Source organism: Litorimonas taeanensis (assembly GCF_003634015.1).
GTDB lineage: Bacteria > Pseudomonadota > Alphaproteobacteria > Caulobacterales > Maricaulaceae > Litorimonas > Litorimonas taeanensis.
In genome coordinates this window covers 1485445-1498857 of the sequence record NZ_RBII01000001.1, presented here as the reverse complement: position 1 = coordinate 1498857, position 13413 = coordinate 1485445, and the positions used below count along the sequence as shown (strand labels likewise).

Genomic DNA, 13413 nt, shown 5'->3' with positions numbered 1-13413 from the left:
TAGGCAGAAAATTATGTGTTGTGACTGGCAATGACTTGGTTGAATTCATGCATTAATTCAGCCTTGCGTTCAGCTGTTAAATAAGCGCCGTCAAATCCATTTTTTACGAGCGTTACTATATCGTCTTTTGTTAAGTGTAGTGCCTCTGCTGTTCGCAAGTAATTATCATTTAAATACCCTCCAAAATAGGATGGGTCGTCTGAATTCACAGTTGCTTTTAGTCCTTTATTGAGCATGGTTTTCAAGGGATGATTTTTAAGGTCATCAACCACACATAGTTTTAGATTAGAAAGCGGACAGACAGTTAAATATTTATTTTCAGCCACAAGGCGTTCAACTAAGGCATCGTCCTCTAGGGCGCGGTTCCCATGGTCAATGCGGTCAACCTTCAAAAGGTCAAGGGCTTCATAGACATATTCTGGCGGGCCTTCTTCTCCTGCGTGAGCAAAACTCTTAAGGCCTTTTTCGCGGGCCTTAGCGTAGACACGTTCAAACTTTGAGGGTGGGTGGCCGAGTTCAGATGAGTCCAGTCCCACAGCTAAAATTCTATCAATATAAGGCTCTGCCTGCTCCAGAGTTTCAAAAGCCTCTTCTTCTGAAAGATGACGAAGGAATGAAAGAATGAGGTGAGAAGAAATGCCAAAGTCTTTCTTGCCTTGTTCGAGCCCATCAAAAATACCTTCAATGGCATCTGAAAATGCAACGCCGCGTTCTGTATGACCTTGCGGATCGAAAAAAATCTCAACATGGCGGCAATTATCTGCATGAACTCGTTTTAGGTAGGCATAAGTCAAATCATGAAAGTCTTGCTTCGTCAGCAAAACAGACATGCCTTGATAATAAATATCTAAAAATTCTTGCAGATTATTAAAACGATAGGCGGCCCGAATATCTTCAACGCTGTCATAAGGCAGGGCTACATTGTTTCTTGCCGCCAATTCAAACATCTGTTCGGGTTCAAGACTACCCTCAATGTGTAAATGAAGCTCGGCTTTAGGTAAGGCGCGAATGAGGGAGGGGAGGTCTGTCATAGGCTCGAACTATCGTATTTAAGCCCAAAAACCAAGAGAGGACTGACAAACGCATCAGCTCGTTTTAATTCACGCTAGATGATGTCAGGGCCGGTGAAACGCTTTCAGGTACATTGGATGGCAGCGGCATAAAGTCTCGGCCCAGAACCCGTGTTTCAAGTAAGCCGCGCTTTTCTAAGTATGGCACGAGTTGGTCGAGATAATCTGTTTGAATGAACTGAGAACCCGCCCGAATTGCATCGTCAAAGCCCATTATGTTGTCATATGGGCCCATCACATTTGAAAAAAGCCGTACGCCTTGACGGCGGATGACAGCCGCCGCTTTGGGAGAAAAAGATAAGCGTCGCAGACCCATAATATTGATAGGGTGATGTTGGGTCCATTCTACAGTCCTTTGCTCTGACAGGTAATGCGGACGAAAAGCGAAATTTTTACTCAGTGATTTGAGCATATCGAAATGCTGACGACGAGAGAATATGGTTACAAGCGGCGCATCGTCTTGCATAAATCCTTCGGAAATAAGGATATCCTCTAATATAGCCGCAGAGTTTTTAGGGCCGCCCTTAAAATCTATATCGACAGCAAAGCGACCTTTGACATTTCTGAGGGCCTCGCGAAGGGTCGGAATGGTCTCACCTTCAAATTGTGAGCCCTTTATTGAGGTAATTTTCAGGGCTTTAATCTCTGCAAGGGTAAGATCTTTGACTCGGCCGGTACCATTAGTGGTGCGTTCGACCTTTTTGTCATGAATGATAATGAAATGACCGTCCTTTGTGCAGCGGACATCAAATTCAATCGCCCGCGCGCCCATATGATAGGCGGTTTCATGCGCTGAAATCGTATTTTCAGGTGCGAAATGTTTTGCTCCGCGATGACCGACAGCCACTATTTTTTGAGGGTGAAACACTTGCCATGCACCCTTTGGCCCCAGACGTTTAGAGGCGTCTTGCCAGTCTTCCTCGGAAAATCTGTGAAGATTGGGGGCGGCATTTATATTCCACCCTGCGGCTTCCATTAACATTATAAACGATGTCGTGCTGCGGGATAAACTCATCGTTTAGATCCTTTCAAAATGTCACCAGATGAAAATAGCTGTATGGTGATTTCAGTGCCGGTTTCAGGAACCGTGAAAGCACTTTCGGAGTAATCCGGTGCTTTAAGGCCGAAGGGTGGATTATTTGACATGCCAAAGCGTTCTTTGGGAATTTTCAAAAGCCCTTTATCGAATTTATGATTGTCGTTTTCATCATGGTATATACCTACGGCATATTCGCCGGGCGATGGTAAGGGGAGGCAGAAATATGTACGACCTGCTTGGGCTGTGGCGCGTATTCTGAGGACAACCTTGTCTGAATTCAAAAAATTCTCTTCATTGTCATCGTGAAGGTCGGCCACAATAAACCCTTTTGAATTTTCAACATTTTCTATGGTAATTGCAAGGTCAGGTTTGCTCGGCTCGCAGGGTTGCGGGTCGATTATAATGGGAACCCCTTTTTCTATCATTGTGTATCGCGGGCTAAGATCACGCGGGTAAATTGGAGGAGGTGGTGGCTGAATATTAAGGACGCTTGGTGCTGTAACGGAAGGCGCAACTGGGGAAGGCGTAATTGGGAGCGGCGGCGTTTTTGGTTTATTTATGCGTTCAATTGTTTCTGCGTCATACAAAATGACTTCGAGTTCTGAGTAAGCTTTCCCGTTAAATTGAGCAAATGCCGTCCTCGATCCAGTCGCAATTGCTAAGCAGACAATAATGGCGGTAAGAATCCGTTTCATAAGGCCGACCCCAGAGGTTGAAGGCGTTTTCTTTGAAAGTGTTTTTGGTAGAATTCTAACAGGATTGGTAAAACAAACCCTGTAGTAATCAAGCAGGCAAGGAAGCCGATAATAGCCAATAAGGCGAGGGAACGCAGTCCCGCCATTGACGCGGTAATCATACCCCCAAACCCGATAAGGGTGGTTAGCGTCGTTAAGACTGAGGCTCTTCCCGTAGTCGACATAATGCCTAAAATATCTGCGTCAGGGCCTTCACTCTCAAAGCGGTGGAAAATGTGAATACCGTTATCAACGGATATACCGATGAGCGATGGTAAAATTACCATATTCATAATGGACAAAGCGGGGCCGAATGCCCCCATTATCGCCACAGTTGCAGCAAGGCCAATCAAGGTTGGGGCCAAGACGATAAGAGTCGCCCAAAAATTTCTTAGAAAGATAAAAACCACAAAACTCGTTGTTACACTCACGAGTAAAATAGCTTTTATGGCATCGGCTTTCATGAGGCCAAGCATTTCCACTAAAATGAAACTCTCGGAAGCGGCATAATGATTTTGACCATCTATCGTGAATTGCGCGACATCATCCGAGAAAGCTTTGGCATTTCGCGCGTCGTCAAGATTTACGGCATTATCAACATAAACAAGATAGTCTGTATCTCTATCTTCAAAATCATTTTGTTGAGATCCCGTAGACTGCCCTAAATAGGTACGTCGTAGCCCCGGCGGTAAGTCAGCAATGTTTAAGGCTTCTATTGTTAAAAATTTCAAACTAGATTCATATGTTTCCGGATCGAAAACGCGTAAATTATAGGCGCTTTTGGCAAGACGTTTAATTATCGCAAGCCGTTCTAATTGGCTGGCTTTGTTAGGGATGAAATCAATTAAGCTAGAAACAGATTTTATCGTCGGGCTTGCGTCATCTTCTTTTATCTTATGTTTGAAATATTCATCAATTTTTACGAGGTCGTCGTAGTTTTCTGCCACTATAATGGCCCGTGAATTGCCTGTTCTTATCACTTTTTGTATTTGTTCGGTAGCGGTGACATGTCGTGCTGGCATTTGTGCTTCGAGCTTTTTTGTATCTGTTTCAAACTTGATTTTGGGGGCGAAATAGGCCGCTGAAACAGCCGTGATTATGACAGCGGTTAAAATTGGCAGGCGGTAACGTAATGGATTAAAGCCCCATCGATACCGAAATAACTTTTGTTTTTTTGATCTAGGATTAATTGTCCAACCTATCCTATCCGCGAGAACAATAAGGGCAGGTTGAAGCGTGTACATGGATAGGCAGATTATAAGTATGCCTATGCCGGCAATAATTCCAAATTCTGAAAAGGCTCTAAACTCTGTGAAGATTAGGGCAAAAAATGCGAGCGCTGTGGTCGTAGCCGCAAGCAATGACGCCGCACCTGTATCATGAATAATGATTTGGACCGCTCTCTCTTGGGAGTGACCTTTACGTCGTTCTTCTTGGTACCGGCTGAAGTTGTGTATGGCAAAATCAATGCCTAAACCAAAAAGGATAAGCGTAAGAAAAACCGTAATAAGGTTTAAATTTCCAATAATGATGGCCGTTAATCCCAAAGTGATAATGATTCCGCAGCCAAGCGGTATCAATATAATGGGAATGGCCATGAAGCTTCGATAGGCAAATAAGAGCATCAAAATGATGAGGCCAATAGCGCTTATAAGTCCGTATTTTAAATCACGGGTGATCGATTCAAATTGAGCGACTTGGCTTGCAATACGTCCGCCAACCCCTAGCGCAACTTTATCCTCTGGGGTTGTATTAAGCCTGTCAATTAAACGGTAGCTATCATCGACCATACGCTTTGCATCCAATAGCGAATCTTGCCCTGCTTTGGGCCAAACGATAAGGACGCCCGTTAACCCATCGTCAGACGTAAAATATCGTTTGCTATTAGATTTAGATGTATCTGTTATGCTCTTAAAGGCCTCTAGCATGTCAGGGTCTATCTGAGATGTAGACTCTCCCGTTAGGCCGGCTCCGCGTTCTGTGTAACGGACTGAGGCTCCGAAAAAAGCACCAATGTTTTTCGCAATAAGTGTGGGGTAGGCCTGATTGATTTCGGCCTCTAACTCTAGCAATTCTTCAAGGCTGAGATAGAGTAATTTATGATTTTCAAGGACCTCAATGTCCTCATAATATTGACTGGAGCCGACCCAATCATAGGTATCGATTTGCTTTTTAATGGCACCTAATTGCGCCAAAACTGCGTCAGGGCTGTTTGCATTGGCGACAATTTGAATGGCAGCAAAGCTCCCAGTTTTTTCAAGCGCCTTATTCAAGGTCCGAACGCTCCTTGCACCTTCAGGCATGAGGGCGTTGATTTGGGTGGAAACATTGAGGGTTTTCATATGCTGAAAAGCCAGCATTGTTATTATTAGGCTCGCCATACAAATAAGACCTGCACGGCGAGAAATACAGCCAGCCCAACGGGTGGCGGCCTTATTTAGTACCGTCCATTTCATTCGGCTGCAGCGTGCTCTGCCAATGGATAGTGCGGCCGAGATTCACGCGATTTAGATTTAACATCAGAGGTTAAAAGAAAAGCCGCAAATTGAACTATCTGATTCATGGCTGCCGCGGCAACTAACATAGCCGTTACAGTGTTGCCATCACCATTCAAAAACCCTGAAAGGAGCAAGGCGACGCTGAGGAACATAAGGTCACCATTTATAGGGACGCGTTTAACCAAGGTTTGAACGGCTAAAAACATAACCCAAAATGATATCTCTTCAGATGGCAAAGCACTCTTCCATTGCGCAATCTGCAGAGCGGCTAATATAATGATGCGCACGCCATGTATGGCCGCAACGCGCCAGATTTCGCGAAATGCCCGTTTCATAAATTTTCTGAAAAAGACGATAGATACTAAATAGAGCAAGCAGCAAAAAGCACCAAAAACACCATTGAGTATTGGCGAGAGATTCCAAATTTCATTCAGGATATCGCTTCTTCCGACCCACCACACACAAAGAATAAGAACAAGAGTCCATGTGTTAGAAACTAAGGCCGAGATAAGCGTGTTATCTTTTATGGCAATTAGGGCCTTACGCGTATCATGGCCAGGTAGGGCCGCCAATTTAGGGCATAGATAGGTTTCGCCCGCATAGCTCACAATGGCTTCATTAAAAACTTGCTTGCGGGAAAAAACCTTTATCCCTTCGGGGATATTGTGGCCAGTCATGATGAAATAATTAATTTTATCTACGATTGGCATGACCATGAACATCAGAACCGATATCAAGTAAAATAAAACCGATGTGGGGCGCGATTCATATAGGCTGTTCCAACCAATTTTACTCAGCCTATAGATTAGAAATGTCAAAATGGCGGCGAGTGCAAGCCAGCGTATTATTGATAAGGCTTGTTTAAGGCGCTTATCGCCCATCTTTTGCTTATCAATAAGGCGCGTAAAAAAAGCTCTGAAACCCTGTAGAGGGGTGTTCACAGAATTAGGAAGCATGGGCCGAAAGTGTACGGTTATTGAGGGGCGTGTTTTCTTCAAACTGATAGGCACGAGACTGAGAAATAACCTGCCTATAATCATCTAATAGGCCTTGCATGATAGTGTTCCAGTCATAATCCGCACTTTTCAAACGGCCCATACGGCCCATCTGAATGCGGGCGTCTTTATCCTTCACAAGTCCTATTGTTTTTTCGATCCAAGCCGGCTCTTTATCTGAATTAGCAAGCCAACCTGTTATGCCGTGATCTACTAGATCTACACTGCCCGTTGCGTTCAAACATATTGTGGGAACGCCTGAAGCCATCGCTTCTAATGTTACATTGCCAAAAGTTTCTGTCAGGCTTGGATTAATGAAAATGTCAGAGCTTGCATAAGCACGAGAAAGGTCTTCACCCGAAACGTGACCAGTCATTACAGCGTGAGGTAAACGGGTTTTCATTTTTTCAAATTCAGGGCCGTCGCCAACAATCAAAGGTTTGACAGGCAGGCCACGGGCGGTGAGGGAGTCAATTAAATCGGCATAGACGTCCAATCCCTTTTCACGCACGAGCCGTCCGACAAAGCTTAGAACCACATCGCTATCTTCAATCCCATTTTTGCGTCGCCAGTCCATGTCACGAAATTTTGGGCTGAATTTATGACGTTCAATCCCGCGACTCCAAATTCGCATATTAGAGCCTAATATACCGTCATCCTGTAATACCCGCCCGATTGAATGACTTGGGACATAAACTTGGGCGCATCGTTCATAAAATTGCGCCATTTTTTTGCGGCAATATGGCTCCACCCAGCCTAATTTATAATATTTAAAATAAGTATCAAAACGAGTGTGAAATGAGGCAATGGCGGGAATACCTAAGGCTTTGGAAAAGTTGAGAGCAGAATGCCCTAAAATATCGGGGGCTGAAAGGTGAAACAGTTGAGGGTTAAAGGATTTAATCTGCTGACGTAGGTTTTTGTTTAGTGAAAAACCAACGCGATATTCGCCGCGTCCTGGTAAAGGAATAGAGGGCACGGACGTAATCTGACCAGCTGCCTCAAAGGCTGCATGCGGTGAGGTAGGAGAAAAGACCCGGACTTCAACGGCTCGGCTTTCAAGAAAGGCCACTAATTTATTTAGTGCTTTATTGGCGCCATCAGCTTGATAATTATAATTACCTGAGAAAAGGGCTATCCTTAGATTTGATGACATCTCTTAATATTCCCTAATCCGTGACGCATGCAACACTACTGCATATCGGCGTCTCTCTGGCGGGATTCGGTGTCATATTTTTTGATAAAATATGACATTTGCATTTTTATTTGACGACATTTTTTTGATGTAACGGACATAAAAGCATCAAGAAACTCACTTAGTTCTGCTGCGTATGGAGAGGCTCTATAGCAAAATTCGCGCGCAAAAAAATGTCATGACCTTTTGTGATTTAACGCAGTCTTACTCTGAAATGGGCGGCGGCGTGCGTACCTATTTAACAGAAAAACGCAAATATATTGAGGCTAATAGTCATCATAAACATGTTCTCATTATTCCTGGCCCTATTGATCGCGTTACAAGGCAGGGGCGACATGTTACAATTGAGATTGCATCGCCGCGAGTGCCGGGAAGCCCGAATTACAGACTCTTGATACGGTCAAAATCAGTCATACGCGCCTTAAGGTCACAATGCCCTGATGTAATAGAATGTCATGATGCTTATAACTTACCGTGGGCAGCAATCGCCTATCGCCGCGACCATCCGCAGACACTTCTCGTCGCGGCCTATCATACAGATTTTCCAACTGTCTATGTTGAAACTCTGAGCCGTAAATTTATTGGCGCTAAACAAGCGAGCCATTTAAAAGCGAAGGCCTATAATTATGCGTCAAAATTATATGGTCAGTTCGACAGAGTTTTTGCGTTAAACGACGATATGGCCGAACGGCTGTCAGGTTTAGGTGTAGGCTATGTTCATAGGCTATCCTTGGGGACGGATACGCAGGTCTTTTCACCTGATAAGGCAGATGAGGCTTGGCGCCGTGAATTAAAAGGGTCTCCCATTCTGGTCTATGCGGGCCGATTAGATAAGGAAAAGCAAGCCAATGTCGTGCTAGAAGCATTTATGTCGCTTCCATGCACGATGAATGCACACCTTGTTATGATTGGAGACGGTAATTTAAAAGAGGCCCTTATGAAGCGGTCTCAAGGTAAGTCCGTGACCTTCACAGGCTTTGTGCGAGAGCGGGAAACACTCGCTAAACTTCTGGCGTCTAGTGATATTTATGTTTCCGCTATGGCGCATGAAACCTTTGGGATTTCAATTATAGAGGCGCAAGCCTCTGGATTGCCTGTCATAGGTGTTAAGGCAGGGGCTATGATTGAGCGCGTTCCGAGTACCCTTGGTCATTTAGGGCCTGTAGGGGACGCAAAAGCCATGGCCTTGGCCATTGAAAGACTTTGGCGTTCTGAACAAATCAGTGACATCGGAAAGAATGCCCGAGAACATGTTTTGAAAAACTACAGTTGGAATCGAACCTTTCTATCTCTCTTTGAAAAAGTCTATACGGATGAAAGGCTTGAACTTTCCGCCTGAGATAGGCTCGTAGGTTTTATCTTATCGCCTAATTATGAGCCAAAACAATTTAAATCGTATAGTTATGTAAGGGGTTGCAAAGACCCAACGGTTCTATACAGACATGCCCTTCTTTGCTGGTCAGTCACTGCGAATTGAAGGTTCATGACGAAATTTAGCTCTTTGAAAACCCCTTTCTTTCTTTCTTTTGCTTTTTTGATGTCGGCATCACAGGCCGCTATTGCTCAAGCCATATCAGATGAAGTCATTGTCACTGCGACCAAAATTGCAAAGAATACTCAAGATTTAGGGATGAGTGTCTCTGTGATTGATGGGGATACATTATCGCAATTTGACAGCGCGGAGGAGCTCACACAGCGCGTTTCTGGCCTTCAGGCGGCGGTCGCGAATGGTAATCAAATTGCCTTTCAAATTCGCGGTATTGGCGCGGTAGATCACCAAGCGCTGACACCTACAGCCGCTGCAGTATATGTGGATGGTGTGTATCAAGCGACCAATGTTCAAACGGGGCCGCTCTTATTTGATGTGGAGCAAGCCGAAGTATTAAAAGGCCCACAAGGGGCCTTATATGGTCGAAATGCTTCTAGTGGTGCTATAAACTTTAATTCGGTTTTGCCCGGTGATGTGAAAACAGGATATGTCGCTGGTGAGTATGGGAATTTTGACCGCTTTAACCTAAATGCGGCGGCGACTTTGCCAGTTAGCGATGTTTTTTCATTACGCCTATCTGGTCGGTATCTCAATCAAGGCCCTGTTCTTGAAAATGTTGCTACGAATGATGCGATTGAGGCCCCAAAACAAGGCGGAGGGGAACGTGATGAATTTGGTCTTAGAGCCATAGCTTGGCTAAAGGCTTCCCCTGCAACTGATGTTCTGATGAATATTCATTACGCAGAAGATAACGGTATTAATCAAGCCCCCTTAAATGACAGCCGTAATGTAGAGGCGCATCAAATTTCTATTGGCCCTGATGGGATTCAGGATACTGACAATGAATTTTTTGGGGCCTCTGTAAATGTCACGCATGCGTTTGACAATTTGACGGTGGTCTCATTGACGGCTTTCGAAAGCTATAACCAGCAATATGGTTTTGACTTTGACGGAACACCCGCCCCGTTTGACGTAACCTCATTAAATGCGAACTTGGCTTACGACAGGAATTTTGAACAAGTCAGTCAAGAGCTAAGGCTCAGTTATGTATCTGATAAACTGGAATTGATGGCTGGTGCTTATTTAGAGGCGGAAGAGTTTGACCAAGACTATCTTATATGGTGCGGTGACTTAAACCCTGAAACATTATTGGGAACCTGTCGTTATGTTGGCGCTCCGGGTCGCGTAGGGCCGAACCCTGCTTCGGACGGGACAGCGACAACATTGCTCTCAACAATAGAGCAATCCCGCAAAACAGCCGCTTTGTTTACTTATAATACGGTCGAAATATTACCGAAACTTGATGTCGTTTTGGGCGCGCGATTAACGCATGAAGTGATAGAAGGTAGTGGGGAAGGCCGTCATTATTTCGATGATGGTATTACGGCCCTGAATAATCAAAATGGTCTGGGTCTGGCTATTGGTCAAAATGAAATTTCGGACACACGCCTCTCAGGGAATATTGGTCTGAATTATTCCGTCTCAGATGAAACTTTGCTTTATGCCTCTTATTCCAATGGCTTTAAGAGCGGTGGCTTTAATGGTGAAGTTATCAATAATGCAACGCACTTCACAGATGAGGGCCTCTTTGGAGCGGAGACTGTTAATGCGTTTGAAACTGGCGTTAAATTTGCGGGCTCAGAAATCGCTTTCAATATGGCCGCTTTTTATCAACTTTATGATAATCCACAGGCCCGAATTTTCGTCCCATTCACGACGCAAAATGGTGGCTCTTTTACATCAAACTCCCTGTCCAACTTAGATGAAGCGACATCATATGGCGTTGAAGCTGATGTAAGCTGGACCCCTGTGAAAGGTCTCGATTTATTTGCGGGTGTGACGCTATTGGACACGGAAATCAACCAAGTTGAAAATCCAGCCGTACCGCAAAATGCAGATACATTTGATGGAAATCCTTTACCCTTTTCATCCGATGTTTCGGCGGTTTTATCTGCGCGATATGAGTGGGCCATAAATGATGCTCTACGTGCCTCTGTTCAAGGTAACGGAAAATATCAAAGCCGTTTTTATTTGGATGCAGAGGGCCGTGATGATCGTCGTCAACCAGCTTATGAAATTGTGGATGGCTCTGCCTATTTACATTTCAATAATGGCGTGGATTTAGGGGTTTGGGGTCGAAACCTTACAAATTCAGACTATGCAGTCTCGGGCTTTGGCTTCATTGGATATAATACCTTCCGAGGCGCGCCGAGAAGCTATGGCGTGGCCGTGAAGTACAGCTATTAGTAAAGGCCCATTTGGGGCGCCGCTATAGGTTAATAGGGTGAGTGTAAGCAGATAAACACGCTTACGCGCAATTACAGCTCAAATTATTGGCCCCTAAACATCGACCTCTTCAATAAACTGCGCATGATCCTGAATATACTGGAATCGTAAGTCTGCACGTTTACCCATTAAAGTCTCTACGAGAGATTCTGTGGTGGGAAGGGTACTCGGGTCGATTGTGATACGGGCTAATGTACGCGTTGCAGGATCCATTGTTGTTGACTTTAGCTGGTTCGGGTTCATTTCACCAAGGCCCTTAAATCGCCCTATATCAACTTTCGTTTTTCCTTTGAAAGTCGTCTTCATCAGCTCTTCACGGTCGGCATCATCAATGGCGTAAACGGTTACGCCGCCTGCGCTCATTTTATAAAGTGGCGGCATGGCCATAAACAGACGCCCTTCTTCGATTAATCCCGGTGTATAGCGATAGAAGAATGTAATGAGCAGTGCTGCGATATGCGCGCCGTCGACATCGGCGTCAGTCATGATGACAACGCGTTCATAGCGCAGGTCATCTGTGTCAAATTTCTTGCCAAGTCCTACGCCAAGCGCGACGCAAAGGTCATTAATTTCAGCATTGCGCTGAATTTTATCCATAGTCGCAGATTCAACATTGAGGATTTTACCTTTGAGCGGCAAGATGGCTTGGGTCTTACGATTGCGCGCCTGTTTGGCGGAACCACCAGCAGAGTCGCCCTCAACGATAAAGATTTCTGTGTCGTCAGCACCTTTATTCGAACAATCTGCAAGCTTGCCGGGAAGGCGTAATTTCTTTGTTGCAGATTTGCGTTTCACGTCTCGCGCTTTGCGGCGTTTTACGCGCTCATCAGCACGTTCAATGGCCCATTCAATAAGGGCGTTAGCGTCTTTCGGGGAACTTGCCAGCCAATGGTCAAACGGGTCTCGTACGGCGTTCTCGACTAATTTAGTGGCTTCAGAACTAGAAAGTCTATCCTTAGTTTGCCCCACAAAATCTGGATCGGAAATAAAGACAGAGACAAGCGCGCCCGCGCCGAACATCACATCGTCAGGCTGCACGTGTGAAAACTTTTTTCCCATGCCCGCAATGTCGGCATAAGCCCGCAGGCCTTTGGTAATCGCGGCCCGCAGCCCAGCTACATGGGTTCCGCCTTCAGGGGTAGGAACGGTATTACAATATGAGCGGACAAAGCTATCGGCTTCTCCAAAGCCTTCTGGGCTCCATGTGACAGCCCATTCTACTCGGCCATGGCCGTCTTGTTTTTTAGATCGCCCAGCGAAAAGCTCTGATGTGATGGTAACTTTTTTACCAAGGGTCTCCTGAAGAAAGTCAGCTAAGCCTCCAGGAAAATGAAAGACAGCTTCAGCCTCAATTTCATCTGTTTGTTTGACTAATTCTGGCGCGCATTTCCAACGTATTTCTACGCCGGGCTCAAGATAGGCCTTTGCGCGTGCCATACGAAAAAGTCGTGCCGCTCGAAAACGGGCTTTTTTACCGAAGATTTCTGGGTCAGGATGAAAGCGGACTTTTGTGCCGCGGCGGTTATTGACTGAGCCGACTTTCTTCAATTTTCCTTGCGGTTTACCTTGAGAGAATTCCATCCGATAAAGCGTTTTATTCCGCGCAACCTCAACTTCGAGAACGTCAGACAAGGCGTTGACAACAGACACGCCCACCCCATGCAGACCACCCGAGGTTTCATAAGCTTTTGAGCTGAATTTCCCGCCTGAATGTAGCTCTGTCATAATGACTTCTAGAGCTGATTTCTCAGGATATTTTGGGTGAGGGTCAATGGGAATACCGCGGCCATTATCAGAAATTGAAAGGAAGCCCTCAGCGTCTAATTCTACTTCGATGCGAGTGGCATGGCCTGCAACAGCTTCGTCCATCGAGTTATCAATGACTTCGGCGAAAAGATGGTGCAAAGCGCGATCATCCGTACCACCAATATACATACCAGGACGTAGACGAACAGGCTCTAGCCCTTCAAGGACCTGAATGTCTTTTGCGGAATAGGCATTGCTGGCCGCTTCGCCTTTGCCGTCAAAAAGAGAGTCATCAGTCATAAAAATCAATCAGAACTAGGTGTGAATCACGCGAATAGAAGTCAGTTCAATATGGAGTCTT

Annotated in this window: 9 protein-coding genes; 2 read left to right on the top strand and 7 right to left on the bottom strand. The window is 45.3% G+C overall.

Annotation, left to right across the window (positions count from 1 at the left end; all coding sequences use genetic code 11):
* Nucleotides 1–11 precede the first annotated feature (11 nt).
* The 6 genes from DES40_RS06830 to DES40_RS06805 form a co-directional block, all read right to left on the bottom strand.
* Nucleotides 12–1031: an adenosine deaminase gene (locus tag DES40_RS06830; RefSeq protein WP_121099903.1), complete on the bottom strand. Its 1020-nt coding sequence runs from the start codon at nucleotides 1029–1031 to the stop codon at nucleotides 12–14.
* Between the two features lie 64 nt (nucleotides 1032–1095).
* Entirely contained in the window at nucleotides 1096–2085 is a 990-nt protein-coding gene (locus DES40_RS06825; protein WP_121099901.1) for a glycerophosphodiester phosphodiesterase, read from the bottom strand.
* Nucleotides 2082–2804, bottom strand: coding sequence for a DUF2141 domain-containing protein (locus DES40_RS06820; RefSeq protein ID WP_121099899.1), 723 nt, complete (start codon nucleotides 2802–2804; stop codon nucleotides 2082–2084). The genes DES40_RS06825 and DES40_RS06820 overlap by 4 nt, the downstream gene beginning before the upstream one ends.
* Nucleotides 2801–5299, bottom strand: a complete 2499-nt coding sequence (locus tag DES40_RS06815) for an efflux RND transporter permease subunit (protein ID WP_121099897.1) — start codon at nucleotides 5297–5299, stop codon at nucleotides 2801–2803. The genes DES40_RS06820 and DES40_RS06815 overlap by 4 nt, the downstream gene beginning before the upstream one ends.
* The gene (locus DES40_RS06810) at nucleotides 5296–6222 is read right to left on the bottom strand and encodes a hypothetical protein (RefSeq protein WP_233345479.1); all 927 of its coding nucleotides are present in this window, start codon (nucleotides 6220–6222) and stop codon (nucleotides 5296–5298) included. Before DES40_RS06810 ends, DES40_RS06815 begins: the two co-directional genes overlap by 4 nt.
* A gap of 64 nt (nucleotides 6223–6286) precedes the next feature.
* On the bottom strand, nucleotides 6287–7492 hold the full coding sequence (locus DES40_RS06805; protein ID WP_121099893.1) for a glycosyltransferase family 4 protein: 1206 nt from the start codon (nucleotides 7490–7492) through the stop codon (nucleotides 6287–6289).
* A gap of 217 nt (nucleotides 7493–7709) precedes the next feature.
* Here DES40_RS06805 and DES40_RS06800 point away from each other — a divergent pair, with 217 nt between their 5' ends.
* Both DES40_RS06800 and DES40_RS06795 read left to right on the top strand, forming a co-directional pair.
* A complete protein-coding gene (locus tag DES40_RS06800) occupies nucleotides 7710–8870 on the top strand; it encodes a glycosyltransferase (protein ID WP_170144910.1) in 1161 nt (386 codons plus the stop codon).
* 144 nt (nucleotides 8871–9014) lie between these two features.
* A complete protein-coding gene (locus DES40_RS06795) occupies nucleotides 9015–11267 on the top strand; it encodes a TonB-dependent receptor (protein ID WP_121099889.1) in 2253 nt (750 codons plus the stop codon).
* A gap of 93 nt (nucleotides 11268–11360) precedes the next feature.
* Here the strand turns inward: DES40_RS06795 and parE are convergent, their stop codons facing one another.
* On the bottom strand, nucleotides 11361–13352 hold the full coding sequence (gene parE, locus DES40_RS06790) for a DNA topoisomerase IV subunit B (protein ID WP_121099887.1): 1992 nt from the start codon (nucleotides 13350–13352) through the stop codon (nucleotides 11361–11363).
* Nucleotides 13353–13413: the final 61 nt, after the last annotated feature.